Genomic DNA, 17,213 nt, shown 5'->3' with positions numbered 1-17,213 from the left:
CTGTCTGCGGATGCTGGTAGACAGTCCACCTCGCCCTGCTCGCGGCCATCGCCCGGGAGGGATACCAGCAGCTCAGCGCGGAGGTCGCCGGGACGATCGGCGGCACCGAGCCGGATCCGTACGACCAGGTGCTCGCCCTGGGCCGGCTCTACCTGCGCTTCGCGCACACCAACCACGGCATGTTCGAACTCATGTTCCGGCACGACCTGCTGCGGGGCAACGGCATCGGTCTGCGGGACGCCAGCGAGGAACTCTTCGGCGTCCTGGTCGACCTGGTCTCCCGGGCCCGGCCCGACGCGGCCGACGGCCCGGAGCCGCCGGTCGTCGCCGGCGCGCTCTGGGCCAACCTGCACGGCATCGCCGAACTACGGCAGTGGGGCAGCCTCCAGACGATGGTGCGCAGCGACGATGTCGAGCCGCTGCTGCGCGCCGCGGTGGCGGCCCACCTCGGTCGGAGGATCACGTGCTGACGCAGACCGGCACCCGGCTGCTGCTGGCCCCGCTCGGCAGGCTGGCCTTCCGGCCGGTGGTCGAGGGGCGGGACAACGTGCCGCGGCACGGGCCGGTGATCCTGGCCGCCAACCACCTGTCCTCCATCGCTACCACGACCTGCCGTCCGACGGACAGCAACGGGCCGTCCGCCTCCTCGCCCGCCTGTTCCGGACGGGACGCACGGTCCGGACCCGGTCAGGTCGCCCGGCTCGACCGGTCCGCCGTCCCGGTCGCGGCGGCGCTCACCCGGTCGGACCGGCCCCCGCCGCCGGCCCCGGACCCGAGCCGCGCTTCCAGCGCAGCGTGACCGTCAACTGCCCCTGCACCCCGGTACGCGCGATCACGGCGCCGGCGTCGGCGGTCACCTGGACCCCGAACACGATCTCGACCTCGTCCGGCCGGTGGACCATCGACTGGAACTGGCCGAGCGCGGCGGAGGCGGCGTCGCGAACCTCCGACAGGGCCCGGTCGAACGTCGCTCCCGCCTCGCGGACCACCTTGCCCGCGTTGGCCGCCGGGGTCATCCCGGGCTTGCCGTCGACCTCGACCACCACCGAGCCGCCGCTCTCGAGGTCGAACCGCCGTAGTTCGGTCATCCGTCACATCCCCTGTCACTCGGCCGCCGGGTGGCAGCGCAGATCCATCCAATCGGTGCGGGCCACCGTGCCGGCCACCCCGTCGAGTTCCTTGAGCAGCTCGTCGAGGCGCTCGGGCTGGTGCAGGTAGACCAGGGCGGCCCGCTCGAACGCGGTCGCCACCGGCGCCGGCAGCAGGTCCGACCCGTCCCAGCACAGGGTTCCGGTGCCGAGCCGGGCCGCGACCCTGCCGGTGACCTGATCGGGATAGGAGTCCGCGGGCCCACGCCGGCTGAAGAAGAGCCCGCCGCTGGCGCGGCGCCAGACCTGCTGCGCCGACTCCGAGGCCAGGAACGCCATCAGCTTCCGGGCCGGTCCGGTGTCCCGCAACATGGCGGCGATGTCGTCGGACACCTCCTGCAACCCGCCGGTGTCCGCCGAGCCGATCGGTGGCGTGGGGAAGAAGTCGACGCGGTCCCCCGCGCTCTGCGGCGGTTTGCGGTACTCGCGGACCGCGAAGGACGCCTGGTGATCCAGGTGGCAGCCGCCCCGCGCGTCGAACAGGCCGGCGCCCGCCTCGGTCCACGTGGAGAACAGGCCGGCCCGCCTGGCCTCCGGCGACGAGGTGGCGCTCAGCAACTGCCCCCAGGTCCGCCAGGCGTCGCGCACCTGCGGGGAGTTCCAGGCCAGGTCGCCCCGGGTCCACGACTCGTACACCCGCTGCCCGGACCGGTGCAGCATGATGTCCTCGATCCAGTCGGTGCCCGGCCACCCCGAGACCGGTGGGGAGCTCAGGCCCAGGCACCACGGCACCCCGCCACCGTCCCGGACGGTCCGGGCCCGGTCGACCAGCTCGTCCCACGTCCTCGGCGGCTGCCGCAGGCCGGTGGTCGCCGCCCGCGCCCGGTCGTACCAGAACACGCTCTTGAGGTGGGTGGCGATGGCGACGGCGTACACCCGCGTCGGGGCGTCGTCCGACCCGGTCCGGGCGGCGAGGCGGATGAGCTGGCGGCCGGCGGCCGGGTCGTCGGTCAACCCGGTGACCCCGTCCAACTGTCGTACGGCGTCCTCGTTGACGTAGCGCTGAAGGTCGTTCAACCGGGGCAGGACCGCCACGTCGGGCGGTCGCTGCCGCTCGATCCCCGCCTGCAACACCTGGCTGACGTCCCGGTGCCCCTGGTACTCCGCCCGGATGCCGGTCTCCTCCTCGAACCGGGCGAGCACCGCGCGGAAGGTCGTCTCCTCGTCGCCGGTCCACGAGCCGAGCACCGTCACGCGTCCGGCCGGCTCGTCGTCGGCGCAGCCGATCAGGCCGACACCGGCCAGCAGCGTCAGGGCCAGGGCCAGCGCCGCCCGCGAAACTCCACCACGGCCGGTCACGACGCCCGGTATCCGTATTCCGCGAGGCGGGGCTGGAATCCGGTGAGGACCAGCACCACGATGCCGAGCGCCAGCACCGGCAGGACGTACTCCACCTGGCGGCTGTCGGCGGCCCGGCCGGCGCGGGCCACGGTCCTCGCCTCCGCCTCCGTCTCCGCCTGGGCCGCGGCGTCCGGATCCGGCGGTGGTCCCGGGGCGTTGCGGGCGTCCTGCTCGATCGCCGCCAGCACGGTGGCGCACGCCGACTCGCACTCTGCGCGCACCGCGTCGGCGAGTCGGATCGCCGCGTCGGCGCGTACCTCGTCGAGCTGGACCTGCCGGCCGTCGTGCACCGCCTGGAGGTCCCCTCGAACCTGGTCGAGCTGCCCGGCCGAGCGCAGGCTCAGCGAGGTCAGCAGCACCAGGCCCACCGTCGCCACGGTGGCCAGCAGGAGCGGGAGGTTCCAGGTCCGCCGGAACCGCCGGGACAGGTAGCCCTGCGCCAGCACCAGCAGCACCCCGAGCACGACCAGCGGCACCAGCCAGGCCAGGGCGGTGACCGGATCGCTCCAGCCGGTGTCCACCTGCTGGTCGAGGACGGCGAGTTGCTTGCCCCGCAGCGTGTCGAGCAGCCCCATGATGTCGTTGAGCAGGCTCGCCGCGTCCCGTAGCGCGACCGCACCGAGCGTGTGCAGGTCGGCCTCCCGGTAACGCGCGTCGGCCTGCTCGATCAGACCGGTGTACGTCACCAGGAGCGCCTCCACCGTCTGGATGTCCCGGGTCCCGTCGTCGCCGGCCGCGTTGTTCTCGGCGACCAGGGTGAGGTACTGGCCGGCGCCGGCGATCTGGCGCTGGTACTCCACGCCCGGCCCGCCCAGCACCACGCCGCCGACGGTGAGGTTCCGCACCGCCGCGGCGTGCGCCCGCAGCAACGCGTTCTGCGCGTCGTAGACGGCGAGGACCGCCGGGACGGAGCGGTCGGCGGCAGCGTCGGCCGTCCGGGCGACGCCGAGGAAGACCGCCAGGCAGCCGGCGAGCGCGAGCGCGGTGGCGGCGAGCAACGCCGCCCGCAGCCGCACCAGGGTACGGCGGGTGCCGCTCACCCGCCGAGCCGACGGCCCGGAGGAGCGCTCCGCCGTCACGCCTCCGCCCGCCCGACCGGACCCCTGTCGTCCAGGTCGTGGCTGCACCGCTCGCAGAAGGTCGCGTCCGACGGTGACCACCAGCCGCAGTTGCCGCAGAGCCGGTCCGCGTCCACCCGCCGCGGCCCGGGCGGCACCGACGGCGCGGGCGGGTCACCGCCGGGCACGACCTGGCTGGACATGACGGAGCTGACGATCACGTCGGTGCGGCTGAGATTCGGCCTGAGCCGGACCACACCGTCGGGCTCGATCTCGACGAGGTAACGCAGTTGCTCCAACGCCGCCTCGTCGCGCGTGGCCGTCGCCAGTTCGACCGCCCGGGCCCACTGCGCGTGCGCCCCGGTCAGATCGCCCCGGTCGTACGCGTCGCAGCCGGCGTCGATGGCGTGGCGCACCTGCTCCTGCCCGGTCACCTGGGAGACGCCGGGGTCCAGTCGGGCGGACTTGACCAGGTCGTCGGTCCAGTTCACCAGCACGGTCGCCGGCGCGGTGCGCGGCTCCCCGTCGACCATCAGGTCCACCCGGGCGGCCAGCCGGTCCTGGTCCAGCACCGCGTCCGGCGCCGTCACGTCGAGGCAGAGGTGGTACTCCCGGCGCTCGACGCCCCACGCTCCGGCGGCGAACTCCACCGTCCGGTCGTCGACGCGTTCCGCGTACTCGGTGAGGTCCATGACGGCCGGCCGGGCCTGCTTGACGAACGCCACCCGGGCGTACGGCAGCGTCCGCACGCGGATCCGCACGGCGGGCTGGAGCTTGGCCGTCGCGGCGCGGATCGTCTCCCGGAAGCCCGCCTCCAGCTCGGCCGGGCGGCGCACCGCCTCGGCGGTGCCGCTCAGCGCGGCGGCGATCCGCAGCAGGTCCCGGGGGCGCCATCCGTCCCCGACGCCCAGCGCGTCGCAGGTGAAGCGGCCGGCGCAGGTCCGCAGCACCCGGTCGAGTTCCGCCTCGGTCTCGTGCTGGTTGATGCCGTCGGTGAGCAGCAGCGTGTGACAGATCATCGACGGCTGCCGGGGCAGCAGGTCCCGCGCCGCCGCCAACCAGCTGCCCATCGCCGTGCCACCGGCGGCGGCGAGCCGGGCGACCACGGCCTTGGCCCGCTGCCGGGTCTGCGCCGACGCGGTGACCAGCCCCGGCTCCGGCGGATAGACCACGCGTGCCTGGTGGGTGCCCTCGACCACGGCGAACCGCACGCCGTCGGGCAGCACGTCGATCGCCGCGGCGGTGGCCCGTCGCGCCGCCGCGATCTTGGTCGGCGGGTCGGCCATCGACCCGGAGCAGTCGATCACCAGCACCTCGGCCAGCCGCGGTGGCTCGGGCCGGACCGGTCGCCCGTCGTCGCCGGTCGCCCACTGCCCGGTGACCGAGACGATGGCGTGCATCTGCGTGCCGCCGGCCGGCAGGTACCGGTTCTGGTTGACCTCCAGGCTGAACTCGATGCCGGTGTCCACCCGTGCCACGCTCCGTTCAGGTCGGTCGGTCACCATCGGGTCCGGGGCCGGACGGCGTTCGCCCGGTCGATCAGCACGTTGTGGTCCTCGACGCGGTGGGCCTGCTGGGCGAGGACCCGGTAGGACCCGCCCAGCAGGTCCCGCACGGTCCGCTCGGTCGGTGGCTCGCCCCACACCGCACCCCCGGCCAGGCCGGCCGCGCCGCCGGACCGGATCAGGTCCAGCGCCGCCTCCCGGATCGCCGCGGTCAGCCGGTCGCGCGACTCGCCGTGCCCTTCCCCGCCGTCGAGGTGCACCGACGCCAGCCGGTCCACGGCCTGGTTCAGCTCGGCGGCGGTGGGCGGCCCGCCGGGCAGCCGGGACGCGAGCACCCGCACCGCCGCGATCCGGGCCGCGTCGTGGTGTCGGGACAACGCGGGGACCTCGTCGAGCAGGGCCACGGCACCGGCGCGGTCGGTCACCGCCAGCCGGAGCCGGGCCAGCCCGAAGGCGGCGCTGGCCTGGAACGGGTCACGCCGCCAGACCGCGGCGTAGTAGCGGGCCGCCGGCCCGGCCTGGCCGCGCCGTTCGGCGCAGTAGCCGAGCGCGAGCTTCGGGGCGATCTCGCCCGGGATGTCGGCGTAGACGGCGTCGAACTGTCGGGCGGCCTCGTCGATCCGGTCGGCGGCGAGCGCCAGCAGCCCCTGGTGCCAGGCGATCCGCCAGTCCGTGCCCGCCCGGGCGCCGAGGATCGTCACGGCGGCGGCCAGCGCGGCGTGAGCCGCCGACGGATCGGCCAGGTCGAGGTACGCCCGACAGCGGCTCAGCTCGACCTCCACCGACGCGTGCGGCACCGTGGCGAGCTTGTTGAGCAGACTCTGCGCGTCCGGCGCCTCCACGGCGCCCAACTCGTCGACGGCCGGGTCGTCCGGGTCGGGCCGGGGCGCCGGCAGGCCGCGCGCCACCACGGTGGCGGCGGGACGGCCGTCGTCGAGCACCGCGCTGTCGTGCCCGCCCGTCCAGGTGTGCAGCGGAGGCACCAGCCCGAGGCCCGCGTCGAGCAGCCGGGCGGAGGGTCGGAACAGCGAGACCGGCTCGGCCTGTCGCCGGTCCGGCGCGCCCGCCATAATCTCCCGCAGCACGCCCAGGAGCTGCTCGGACATCTCGACGGCGGTGGCGAACCGCCGGGTCCAGTCCGGGTGGGTGGCCCGCGCGACGAGCCGCTCGAACGACTCGACCCCCAGTGCGTCGGGCGCCGCGCCCGGGGTGTCCGGCCCGGGCGTGCGGTGCTCGAACAACTGGGCCAGCGTCCGGCCGAGCGCGAACAGGTCGGAGCGTACGGTCGCGCCCCGGGTCTGGAGTTCCGCCACGCTGACCAGGAAGTCGGGCGAGCCGACGAGCCCGGCCGCGCCGCCGTCGTCGCGCCGGACCCCGCCCAGGTCGATCACCTTGACGCGGTCCGCGGTGCGCATCACGTTGTCCGGCTTCATGTCGGTGTAGAGCAGCCCTCGCCGGTGCAGGTAGTCCAGGGCGGCCAGGATCTCGTGGCCGTAGGCGAGGATGTGGTCCAGCGGCAGCGTGACGTCGGGTTGCCGGGGGTCCGCGGCGGCGACCAGCAGCTTGCGCAGCGACATGCCGTCGAGGTAGTCCATCACGATGTAGCCGGTGGGCCCGGCGACCGGATCGTCGTGGGTGGCGAAGTCGATGCTGCGCACGATGTTGGGGTGGTCCAGTGAGTTGAGGAACTGTCGCTCCTGGACCGCGGCGGCGAGGGCCCGCTCGTCGTCGGCGTGCAGCACGCCCTTCAGGGCCACCTCGATGTGATCCTGGTGGGCGTCCCGGGCCAGGTAGACCCAGCCCTGGCCGCCCCGCGCCAGGTAGCGCAGCACCTCGTAACGGCCCGCCACGACGTCCCCGGCGGACAGGCCGGGGACGAAGGTGAACGACGCCCGGCAGTGCGGGCAGAACCCGTGGTCGAGGCCGGGCCGGCCGCCCCGGCTGCGGCCCACCGGGTGGCCGTTGCGGCAGAACCGTGCCGCGTCCGGCACCCGGGGCGGCGCGCCGGCCGTGGCGTCGGAGGAGAACGTCAGGACCGGCAGGGACACGAGACCGGCCACGGTCCAGCTGTCCCCCGGGGTCGAGCGCCGGGGCACCGTGACCGCCGGACCGGCGACCGTCGGGTCCGGCGGCGCCTCCGGCTCGGGGGCCAGCCCGCAGACGTCGCAGTAGCCGAGGTCCGGCAGCACCGTTCCCGGGCAGCCCGGGGTCCGGGTGCACCGGCTCACGCCGCACCCCGGCCGGCCTCGATGCGGCCCAGCAGCGCCTCGCCGTACTCCCGGACCGCCGCCTCGGCCGCCGCCAGGTCGCACGGACCGTCGACGAACAACCCGTGCGCCCGGCGCTGGCCGGGGCCGAGGCCGGGATCCTCGGAGAGCCCGTGGCGCACCGCCATGGCGAGGAACGCGTCGAGCCGCCCCCGCAGCTCCGCCCAGTGGTCCCGCATCGCCACCAGCCGCTGCCGCACCGACTCGGCCTCACGCAACGCCCGGTCGGTCGTCCGCTCGGTGTCGGCGAGCCGGCCGGGAAGTGACGCGTCGCCCTGGGAGGCCGCGGCCCGCAGCGCGGTGAGACGGACCCGCAGCCGGATCGCCCGGGCCGGGACCGGCGGGGCGTCGGCGACCAGCGGCGCGACCACCCGGTACGCGGCGCGGGCGGCGTCCTCGGTGGACCGGAGCGCGGCGACGCGGTGCGCCAGCAGGGCGGTCCGCAGCGGGACCGACTCGCCGCGGAAGGTCAGCAGCATCCGCAGGTCACGCGCGGGCGCCTGGTCGACCAGGGGCAGCACCACCTCGGTGAGCAGCTTCTCCGGCTCGGCGGCGGCGTCGATGTTGTTGATGATCAGCGCGCGCGGGGGTGGTTCCGCGTCGTCGGGGCGTGGCCCGGCGGGCGCGCCACCGGCCGGGCCGGACCAGTCGGCGATCCGCTGGGACAGGTCTCCGGTGCTCCGGCCCGCCGCGTCCACGGCCAGGTCGATGCTGCCGATCGGCGGCGCGGCGATGTCGTCGTCCGGCCCGGCCGCCGGGCCGCCGGACGGCCGGAACTCCCGGCTGGACCGGACGGCCGCCCGACGCACCGCCGCGGCGGCGCCGGAACCCGGATGGACGGTCACCATGACCAGCACGTTGGCCGGCAGCCGGTGGCCGAAGAAGTCGGCGATGCGGCGGGCGGTCGACGGGTCCACCGGGGTCGGGTCGGGCAGCAGGAAGTCGAGGTCCACCGAGGGCTCCCCGGACACCCGGTCGCGGAGGGACGGCAGGTGGTGCACGATCGTCTCGACCGGGATCATCCAGGACAGGCCGCTGGCCGGCGCGCCGACCGCGACGGCCTCCCGACCGCCCTCGGCGTCGTCGTAGGTGCTGACCACCATGCCGACGACGTGCCCGGTGACCTCGTCGACCACGGCGGCGCCGCTGAACCCCTGGACGACCTGGGGCCCGGTGGCCGGGGAGTCCATCTGGACCCGTTCCCGGCCGGCTCCGGAGCGACCGCGGAGCCGGGCCCGCACGTAGGCGCCCTGCTCCAGCGTCTGCGGGTAACCGCAGATCACCACGCGACGGCCCCAGGACCGCAGCCGGCGCAGCGGCGCGAACGGGCCGTGCGGCAGCGGCGTCGCCAGCTCCAGCAGCGCGAGGTCACCGCGCCCGTCGACGGTCGGTGGGACCCAGCAGTCGGGCAGGACGCGTGCCGACGTGGTCGGGGCGCCGGGCTGGCCGACGAGGTCGACGTCGACCGGACCGGCGGGCGGGTCGGCCGCGCCGTCACCCCCGGCGATGACATGGGCGCAGGTCAGCACGTGCCGGTCGTCGACGGCCAGACCGGCGCCGAGGACCTCGCCGTGCGGGCCACGGATGCGGGCGGGCCACGGCTCGTTCCCGTGATTCACCGCCATTTTGCTCACGGTAGTCGATCGATGCGGGTTCCGTCGCCCCGCCGGCGGCTCTCACCGGGGCGGCGCGGCGGTGCTGTTCCGGAGCGTCAGGCTGGTCGCCAGCTCCAGACCGGTCCGCGGCGTCCGCTCGCCGCGTCCGAGCGCGAGCGCCAGCTCGGTCGCGGCCACGGCCATCTCGGCGAGCGGCTGGCGCACGGTGGTCAGTGGTGGGTCCAGCAGCGCGGCGATCGGCAGGTCGTCGAAGCCGACCACGCTCAGGTCGGCCGGGATCCGCAGGCCGAGTTCCCGCGCGGCCCGGTAGACGCCGACCGCCTGGAGGTCGTTGCCGGCGAACACCGCGGTCGGGCGTTGCGGCCGGTCGAGCAGGCGCAGCGCGGCGGCCCGCCCGCCCTCCGCGGTCAGGTCGGCGCGTGCCACCAGGTCGGCGTCGACCGGCAGGTGGGCGGCTTCCATCGTCGAGCGGTAGCCGTCGAACCGCGCGCGGCAGCAGAGGATCCGGTCCCGGCCGCCGATCATCGCGATCCGGCGATGCCCCAACCGGACCAGGTGCCCGGTGGCCGATCGACCGCCCGCCCAGTTGGTCGACCCGACGAAGGGCACGCCGTCGGGCAACTCGCCGGTGGGATCGAAGACCACGAACGGGATGCCGCGCGCCCGCAACTGGCCGCGTTGCTCGCCCGACAACTGCGCGACGGAGACGACGCAGTCCGGGCGGCGGGCGAGCGTGTCGTCGATCCAGTAGCGGACGCCGCCGCGCTCCGGCCCGAACTCGGTCAGCACCACGCCCACCCGGTGCTCGCGGGCCACCTGTTCGACGCCGCGGATGACCTCGACGCCCCACATGTGTTCGAGCTGGTCGAAGACGAGCTCCACCAGGTTGCTGCGGGTGGACGACGGGGGCCTGCGGTAGCCGTACCGGTTGATCAGCGCCTCGACCCGGGCACGCGTGTCGGAGGCCACGCCGGTCCGGCCGTTGATGACCTTCGACACGGTCGGAATCGACACGCCGGCGGTCTCCGCGATGTAGGAGATCGTGACCGGTCGGGCCGGAGCCCCTGCGGCGTCGGCCGGCCCGATGACCGGCTCGTCCGGCTCGGCGTGCGACAAGCTGGCTCCCTCCCCCGCCGGCCCCGCCCGTCCGGGTGGCCGCCCCTGCCCGGCCCAAGGATAGCCGTCCGTCCATGCGTGTCGGGCCACCCCGATCGTCGCCGGCACGCACCGGCGGCCTGGAAACTTTCTGTCCGGCTCCGCACGGTTTCCGGGTCGGATTCCCCGTGACCCGCGACGTGACGCGGGGCAGCGGTGCCACAGCCGCCTATTCATTGACCAACATCGAAGAAAAGCGTAGCGTTCGCTTCGAAACTTTCCAGGGAGCCGGAAAGTCACTGCCGCGGTGATTCCGCGGCGATCGGCGGAGGCAGAGGGCAGCGTCCGCGAGAAGCACTCCTGCACGCGATCGTTGCGGTGGCCGGGTGGCCCCCGGCCCCGCCGTCGCGCGCCCTCCACACGTCCGGAAACCGGTGGTCCCGGTGGGCCACCGGCCGCGCACGGACGGACAACGGCAAGGGAGAACACGATGACCCTGCGCACCCGAGACATCCGCCTCCGCGGCGGTCTGATCGCCGGTGCCGTGGCGGCCCTGCTGGTGGCGTCGACGACGGTGGCCGTGAGCGCCCAGGCGGCCGGCGGCTGCCGCGTGTCGTACGCGGTGCCGTCGCAGTGGCCGGGCGGGTTCACCGCCGCGGTCGAGGTGACCAACCTCGGCGACCCGGTCGACGGCTGGCGGCTGGCCTGGACGTTCCCGTCCGGGCAGCGGGTCACCCAGGCGTGGAACGCCACGGTCACCGCGTCCGGCGGCCAGGTCACCGCGACGAACGCCGCCTGGAACGCCACCGTGCCGACCGACGGCACCGTGTCGTTCGGCTTCAACGGCTCGTGGTCGGGCACCAACACCGCGCCGGCCGGCTTCACGCTCAACGGCGTCACCTGCACCGGTGACACCGGCGGCACGCCGTCGCCGACCGGCAGCCCGTCGCCCACCGCGTCGACGAGCCCGTCGCCCACCGCCACGGCCTCCCCGTCGACGCCGCCGACCACACCACCTCCGGCCGGCAACCCGATGGCCACGGTGGCCGCGATGCAACCGGGCTGGAACCTCGGCAACACGCTCGACGCCATCCCCGACGAGACCGCCTGGGGCAACCCGCTCACCACCCAGGCGCTCCTGCGCCACGTACGGTCGCAGGGCTACCGCAGCATCCGGCTCCCGATCACGTGGAGCAACCACCACGGCCCGGCACCCGACTACACCATCGACGCGGCCTGGCTGGGCCGGGTACGCCAGATCGTCGACTGGGCGCTCGCCGAGGACCTCTACGTGATGATCAACCTCCATCACGACTCCTGGCAGTGGCTCAACACCTACCCCACCGACCGGGCCGGCGTGACGAACCGGTACCGGGCACTGTGGACGCAGCTCGCCGCCACGTTCCGCGACCACTCACCGAAGCTGGTCTTCGAGAGCATCAACGAGCCGCAGTTCGCCGGCACCACCGACGAGCAGGGTGACATCGCGACGCGGGAACTCAACGCCGAGTTCGTCCGCCTGGTGCGCGCGTCCGGCGGGGCCAACGCCACCCGGCTGCTGGTCCTGCCCACGCTGCACACCAGCGGCGAGCAAGCGCGGCTGGACGCGCTGTCCGCCGGCATCGCCCAACTCCACGACCCCAACCTCGCCGCCACCGTGCACTTCTACGGATGGTGGCCGTTCAGCGTGAACATCGCCGGCGGCACCCGGTACGACACGAACGTGGAGCAGGACCTGGTCGGCACGTTCGACCGGCTGCGCGACACGTTCGTCGCCCGCGGCATCCCGGTCCTCATCGGCGAGTGGGCGCTGCTCTCCTGGGACCACACCCGACCCGGCATCATCGAACGGGGCGAGTTCCTGAAGTACCTCGAAGCGGTCGGCTACCACGCCCGTACCCGCAACCTCACCACGATGCTGTGGGACGCCGGGCAGTTCCTCGACCGTACCGCGCTGCGCTGGCGTGACCAGCGCGTGGCCGACATGATCAGGGCGAGCTGGACCAGCCGCTCCGGCACCGCCTCCGCCGACCAGGTGTACGTGCCGCACACCGGCGCGATCCCCAGCCGGGCGCTCACCCTCAACCTCAACGGCCTGTCGTTCCGCGGTCTCTGGCAGGGCGACACCCCGCTGGCCGCCGGCGCCGACTACACCGTCACCGGCACCACCGTCACGCTCACGCCGACGGCGCTGACCCGCCTGGTCGGCAACCGGGCCTACGGCGTCGACGCCACCGTCGAGGCCCGCTTCTCCCAGGGCGTGCCCTGGAAGATCGACGTCATCAGCTCCGATCCGCCCACCCAGACCGCGGCCACCGGCACGACCGCTTCCTTCACCATTCCCACCCGGTTCCGGGGCGACCAGCTCGCCACCATGGAGGCCACCTACGCCGACGGCAGCCCCGCCGGCCCGGCCAACTGGACGCCGTTCAAGGAGTTCTGGGGACACTTCCAGCCCGACTACACCGCCGACACGATCATCCTGAAACCGGAGTTCTTCGCCGAGGTGAACGACGGCACCGTCACGCTCACCTTCCACTTCTGGAGCGGCGCGAGGACCACGTACCGGATCACCAAGGCCGGCACCGCGGTCACCGGCGCCCCCTGACCGGCACGTCCGGTGCCGCGGTGGAGGCCGCGGCACCGGCGGGGCGGTCGGCCGAGGCCGGGCGCCGCCGGCGGTGCGCACCAGCCGGCTCAGGGCGGCGACCATCTGCGCTAACCTGGCCGGATGACCTCTCCGGCGACGCAGGCGCGGGGCCTGGAGACCCGCCGGCGGGTGCTCGACGCGGCGATGGCGGAGTTCGCCCGGCACGGCGTCGACGGCGCGCGGATCAACCGGATCGCGGAGCGGGCGCGGGCCAGCAAGGAACGCATCTACGCCTGGTTCGGCGACAAGGACGCCCTGTTCGACACCGTGATGGAGGTCGGGCTGGAGGAGTTGTCCCAGGTCGTGCCGATCACGCCCGACCTGGTGGACTACACGGTACGGCTGCACGACACGTTCGCCGCCCGGCCCGACCTGCAACGGGTCGCGGCGTGGGCGTGGCTGCACGAACACGGGCGCGTCGACCGGGTGTCGGAGAAGCGCGTGACGGGCTACCGGCACAAGATCGCGGTGATCCGGGACGCACAGCGGGCCGGGCTGGTCGATCCGGAGTGGCCGCCGCACCACCTGCTGGCCGCGTTGATCGCCGTGGCCACGTCCTGGCTCACCGCCCCGGTCGAGCTGCACCGGGCGCTCGGGCCGCGGCCCGACCCGGACGACGACGCCCGGACCCAGGTACGCCGCGCCGCGCAGCGGTTGGTCCGTCCCCCGGGGTGACGCCGCGCGGCCCGGCACCCCGAACGGGACGAATCGAACCACCCGGTTTGATATTGCCGCGACCGGTGCTATACCTGAACCGAACCAAGTGGTTTGGTTCAGGGGAGGTGGAGCGATGCGCGCGGTGCTGATGGTCCTGTCGGCGGCCGACCACTGGACGCTGCGGGACGGCACGCGACACCCCACCGGCGTCTGGGCCGAGGAGGTCGTCGAACCACACCGGCTCTTCTCCGCGGCCGGCTGGCGGGTCACCGTGGCGACCCCCGGCGGCGTGCCCCCGACGATCGACCCGCTCAGCCTCCGACCGCCCGCGACCAGTCCCTGGCGTGCGCGCCGGCACCGCCGCTACCTCGCCGCCCACACCCGGGAGTTCGCCCATCCGCGGAACCTGTCCGACGTGGACCCGGTCGACTACGACGCGGTCTTCTACCCGGGCGGGCACGGCCCGATGGAGGACCTCGCCGCCGACCCGGTCTCCGGCGCGCTGCTGACCCGGGCCCTGCGCGCCGGCACGCCGCTGGCCCTGCTCTGCCACGCCCCCGCCGCCACGCTGGCCGCGACCGGCGAGGACGGGACGTGGCCGTTCGCCGGCTACACCATGACCGGCCTGTCGAACCGGGAGGAACTCCTCAACCGGTTCGCCCGCAGGGCCCGCTGGCTGCTGGAGGACGAGCTGGTGGCGCGGGGCGCCCGCTACGTCCGCGGTCGGCTACCGCTGCGGCCGTTCGTGGCCGTGGACCGCAACCTCTACACCGGGCAGAACCCCGCGTCGTCGGCACGCCTCGCCGGCCGCGTGATCGCCGACCAGGAGGCGCAGCCCGCCCTCTCGGTCCGCGTCAGCCGCACCGTTGCGGCGTCCCCGGACCAGGCCTACGCGCTGGTCAGCGACATCACCCGGATGGGCGAGTGGAGCCCGGAGACGTACGCCGCCCGGTGGCGCGAACCGGGCCTGCGGTTCACCGGCAGCAACCGCATCGGTCCGCTCTACCGCTGGCGCATGACGGCGACCGTGACCGAGGCGGTGCCCGGCCGCGTGTTCGGGTTCACCACCGGTTGGCCGTCGTCGTCGACCTGGCGCTACGAGCTGGAGCCGGTCGAGGGCGGCACCCGGATCACCGAGTCGATGACCCGGGCGGCGCCCCAGATGGCGGCGGTCCGCGCGGTCCAACGCCTGGTCGGCGTCGCGGACCGGAGCGACCACCTGCGGGCCGGCATAGCGACCACGCTGGAACGGCTGGACGCGGCGCTGCGCCGGGAGAACGACGGGTCGGGCGCGGGCAGCGTTCCCCGGCCGACCCGACCGACGACAGAGGGGACCACCCGATGAGCGAGGGCGCCTGGCAGCCGTTCCGGACGCCGCTGCACTACCTCGGGCTGCCGCGAAGCGTGGCGCCGCCGATCTGGCGGGAACGGCGGGCCGTCGGCGAACTGGCCGCCCTGCGTGCCGCGCGTCCCGCGCCGCCGACGCCACCCGAGCCGCGGGCGCCGGTGCTGGTCGTGCCCGGCTTCGCCGCCGGTGACGACCGGGTGGCGCTGCTGCGGGACTGGCTGCGCGAGGGAGGCTGGGACGCCCGCCCGACCGGGCTCACCGACGGCCGCCGGTGCTCCAGCCGGGACCTGGCGGTCGTCGAGGAGGCCCTGGTCCGCGTGCACGCCGAGACCGGGCGGCCGGTCACCCTCGTCGGCCACAGTCGGGGCGGGATGTTCGCCAAGGCCCTCGCCGTCCGCCACCCCGAGCGGGTCCGCGCCCTGGTCACGCTCGGGTCGCCACTGACCGACCCGTTCGGGATCCACCTGGCGGTGCGACTGCTGACCATGTGGATGGCCACCATGACGCGGCTCGGCCGGCGGGACTGGGTGCGCAACTGCCCGTTCGGCGACTGCTGCCGCGAGGTCCACGACGACGTGCTGGCCCCCGCGCCGCCGGGTCTGCCGTTCACCTCGATCGCCAGCCGCAGCGACGGCATCGTGTCCTGGGCCGCCTCCCAGGACCCGGCGGCCCGCTGCGTGACGGTGGACAGCTCGCACGGCGGGATGGTCGCCCACCCGGGCGTGTGGACGGCGATCGCCGACGCGCTGGCCACCACCGGCGCCCCGGGCCGGTCCCGGATCGGGTAACGCGGTTCCCGAGGCGGCAGTGGCCGGACGCGGGCCGACCCGGGCGAGAACCGGGCGGCGCGGCGACGACGCGGGCACGGTGGCCGAGGCGGTGCTCAGCGGCCCGGACGCCTACCGGTACAGCGCCCACACGGCGGTCGAGCGACCGGGTCCCTCCGGCGACCGGTGCGCCGAGGACGGCGTCGACCCGGGCGGCCGGGCCGGTGCCGCAGTCGGAGCGGGCCGGCGTCCTCCCACGGTGGCTCAGGTGACGCGGATGGCCCCGGCCGGGCAGAGGTCGGCGGCGCGGCGCACCCGCTCGGCGCACTCCGCCGGCGGCGCGGCGGCCAGCAGCAGCACCAGCCCGTCCGCGTCGCCCTGGATGAACACCTCCGGCGCGGCGAGCACGCAGTTCCCCGAGCCGCAACAGGCGTCCCGGTCCACCTCCACCCGCACCCTCCGCTCCTCGCCGACGGGGCCGCCGGCGGCGGTCACCAGGTCACCGGCAGCGCGTCGAGACCGAAGACGATCGAGTTGTCCCGGGTGCTCAACTCCTCCGGGGCGGCCGTCACGCGCAGGTCGGGAAAGCGGCGGGCCAGCCCCGACAGCGCGATGCGCAACTCGGCGCGGGCCAGCGGCTGCCCGATGCACTGGTGCACCCCGAACCCGAAGGCCACCTGCTGGTGCGCCTGCCGGTACGGGTCGAACCGGTCCGGGTCGTCGAAGACCTCGTCGTCCCGGTTGGCCAGGGCGATCAGGGCGATCACGCCCTCGCCGGCCCGGATCGCCCGGCCGCCGATCTCGACGTCCTCGGTGGCCACCCGGAGCACCCCGGTCCGCAGGACGCTCAGGTAACGCAGCAGCTCCTCCACCAGATCCGCCGCCCGGTCGGGCTCGTCGCGCAGGAGCGCGTACCGCCCGGGTTCCCGGGTCAGCAGCAGGACACTCAGCCCGATCATGTTGGCGGTGGTCTCGTGACCGGCGACGAGCAGCAGCATCGCCATCCCGGCCAGTTCGTCCACATCGAGCTCCCCCGGCTCGACCCGTTCCCGGATCAGCCGGCCGAGCAGATCGTCCGGCCCCTGGGGCCGGGCCCGCTTGGCGTCGATCAGCGCCCGGAGGTAGTCACGCAGCTCCCCGAACTCGTGCCGGAGCCGTTCCGGCGGCATCCCTTGATCGAGCAGAGAGCGGCTGCGGGCCTGGAAGAAGTCGTGGTCGGCGTAGGGGACGCCGAGCAGGTGGCAGATCACCATGGACGGCAGGGACAGGGCGAAGGTCGACACCAGATCGGCCGGGGGCCCGGCGGCGGCCAGGGCGTCGAGCGACTCCTCGACGCTACGCCGGATCAGCGGCTCGATCCGACGGACATTCTTGATCATGAACTCGGCGGTCAGCATCCGGCGCAGCCGGGCGTGCTCGGTGCCGTCCATCCGGAAGAACATGCCCTTGCCCTCCTCGGGCGCCTGGGGCGGCAACGGGCGCAGCAACGGAAAGCCGGGGCGGTTGAAGTCGGCGCTGAAGGCGGGGTGCCGCAGCACTCGACGGACGTCGGCATGCCGGGTGACCAGCCAGGCCGCGGCCCCGGTGGGCAGGCGCACCCGTCTCACCGGGCCGACGTAGCGCTGGCGTTCGCCCTCGTCGAGTGGGGCGAACGGACCTCGGGCGGGGTTGACCGGCGGCCAGAGCGGCAGTTCCGCCTCCACGGCACCCATCATGTGGACCACCTCCGACGACAGCAGCGAGTAGTCACATCAGTGCGCC

General features: G+C 74.6%; 15 protein-coding genes. 6 read left to right on the top strand and 9 right to left on the bottom strand.

The features are described 5' to 3' along the window. The first annotated feature begins 128 nt into the window (after window positions 1–128). Both VKK44_RS10360 and VKK44_RS30975 read left to right on the top strand, forming a co-directional pair. Window positions 129–470, top strand: a complete 342-nt coding sequence (locus VKK44_RS10360) for a TetR-like C-terminal domain-containing protein (RefSeq protein ID WP_343446671.1) — start codon at window positions 129–131, stop codon at window positions 468–470. Further along, a complete protein-coding gene (locus VKK44_RS30975; protein ID WP_458351630.1) occupies window positions 464–799 on the top strand; it encodes a hypothetical protein in 336 nt (111 codons plus the stop codon). Before VKK44_RS10360 ends, VKK44_RS30975 begins: the two co-directional genes overlap by 7 nt. On the opposite strand, the gene VKK44_RS10350 is transcribed toward VKK44_RS30975, so the two are convergent. Genes VKK44_RS10350 through VKK44_RS10320 form a run of 7 tightly spaced genes read right to left on the bottom strand, consistent with a single transcriptional unit; the run spans window position 735 to window position 10,051 of the window. Further along, the gene (locus VKK44_RS10350) at window positions 735–1,088 is read right to left on the bottom strand and encodes a CU044_2847 family protein (RefSeq protein WP_343446670.1); all 354 of its coding nucleotides are present in this window, start codon (window positions 1,086–1,088) and stop codon (window positions 735–737) included. The two genes, VKK44_RS30975 and VKK44_RS10350, sit on opposite strands and share 65 nt — an antisense overlap. 15 nt (window positions 1,089–1,103) lie before the next feature. Beyond that, the gene (locus tag VKK44_RS10345; protein WP_343446669.1) at window positions 1,104–2,447 is read right to left on the bottom strand and encodes an ABC transporter substrate-binding protein; all 1,344 of its coding nucleotides are present in this window, start codon (window positions 2,445–2,447) and stop codon (window positions 1,104–1,106) included. Next, on the bottom strand, window positions 2,444–3,529 hold the full coding sequence (locus VKK44_RS10340) for a hypothetical protein (protein WP_343446667.1): 1,086 nt from the start codon (window positions 3,527–3,529) through the stop codon (window positions 2,444–2,446). The genes VKK44_RS10345 and VKK44_RS10340 overlap by 4 nt, the downstream gene beginning before the upstream one ends. A 35-nt stretch (window positions 3,530–3,564) precedes the next feature. Next, the gene (locus VKK44_RS10335; RefSeq protein WP_343446666.1) at window positions 3,565–5,016 is read right to left on the bottom strand and encodes a vWA domain-containing protein; all 1,452 of its coding nucleotides are present in this window, start codon (window positions 5,014–5,016) and stop codon (window positions 3,565–3,567) included. A 29-nt stretch (window positions 5,017–5,045) separates the two neighbouring features. Continuing rightward, window positions 5,046–7,280, bottom strand: coding sequence for a serine/threonine-protein kinase (locus VKK44_RS10330; RefSeq protein ID WP_343446664.1), 2,235 nt, complete (start codon window positions 7,278–7,280; stop codon window positions 5,046–5,048). Further along, on the bottom strand, window positions 7,277–8,944 hold the full coding sequence (locus tag VKK44_RS10325; RefSeq protein WP_343446663.1) for a serine protease: 1,668 nt from the start codon (window positions 8,942–8,944) through the stop codon (window positions 7,277–7,279). Before VKK44_RS10325 ends, VKK44_RS10330 begins: the two co-directional genes overlap by 4 nt. 51 nt (window positions 8,945–8,995) lie before the next feature. Further along, window positions 8,996–10,051, bottom strand: a complete 1,056-nt coding sequence (locus VKK44_RS10320) for a LacI family DNA-binding transcriptional regulator (RefSeq protein ID WP_343446662.1) — start codon at window positions 10,049–10,051, stop codon at window positions 8,996–8,998. Between the two features lie 469 nt (window positions 10,052–10,520). On the opposite strand from VKK44_RS10320, the gene VKK44_RS10315 reads away from it, so the two are divergent. The 4 genes from VKK44_RS10315 (at window position 10,521) to VKK44_RS10300 (ending at window position 15,473) form a co-directional block, all read left to right on the top strand. Continuing rightward, window positions 10,521–12,638: a cellulase family glycosylhydrolase gene (locus VKK44_RS10315; protein WP_343446661.1), complete on the top strand. Its 2,118-nt coding sequence runs from the start codon at window positions 10,521–10,523 to the stop codon at window positions 12,636–12,638. Window positions 12,639–12,761: 123 nt separating this feature from the next. Next, window positions 12,762–13,355: a TetR family transcriptional regulator gene (locus VKK44_RS10310; protein WP_343446660.1), complete on the top strand. Its 594-nt coding sequence runs from the start codon at window positions 12,762–12,764 to the stop codon at window positions 13,353–13,355. A gap of 115 nt (window positions 13,356–13,470) precedes the next feature. Continuing rightward, window positions 13,471–14,682, top strand: a complete 1,212-nt coding sequence (locus VKK44_RS10305) for an SRPBCC family protein (RefSeq protein ID WP_343446659.1) — start codon at window positions 13,471–13,473, stop codon at window positions 14,680–14,682. Continuing rightward, window positions 14,679–15,473 carry an alpha/beta fold hydrolase gene (locus VKK44_RS10300; protein WP_343446658.1) on the top strand — a complete coding sequence of 265 codons (795 nt, stop codon included), beginning with the start codon at window positions 14,679–14,681 and terminating at the stop codon, window positions 15,471–15,473. Before VKK44_RS10305 ends, VKK44_RS10300 begins: the two co-directional genes overlap by 4 nt. Window positions 15,474–15,716: 243 nt before the next feature. Here the strand turns inward: VKK44_RS10300 and VKK44_RS10295 are convergent, their stop codons facing one another. Together VKK44_RS10295 and VKK44_RS10290 are read right to left on the bottom strand one after the other, a co-directional pair. Then, window positions 15,717–15,947: a ferredoxin gene (locus tag VKK44_RS10295; RefSeq protein WP_343446657.1), complete on the bottom strand. Its 231-nt coding sequence runs from the start codon at window positions 15,945–15,947 to the stop codon at window positions 15,717–15,719. Further along, a complete protein-coding gene (locus VKK44_RS10290) occupies window positions 15,944–17,167 on the bottom strand; it encodes a cytochrome P450 (protein ID WP_343446656.1) in 1,224 nt (407 codons plus the stop codon). The genes VKK44_RS10295 and VKK44_RS10290 overlap by 4 nt, the downstream gene beginning before the upstream one ends. Window positions 17,168–17,213: the final 46 nt, after the last annotated feature.

Source organism: Micromonospora sp. DSM 45708 (assembly GCF_039566955.1).
Lineage (GTDB): Bacteria > Actinomycetota > Actinomycetes > Mycobacteriales > Micromonosporaceae > Micromonospora.
This window is presented reverse-complemented; position numbering and strand designations above follow the sequence as displayed.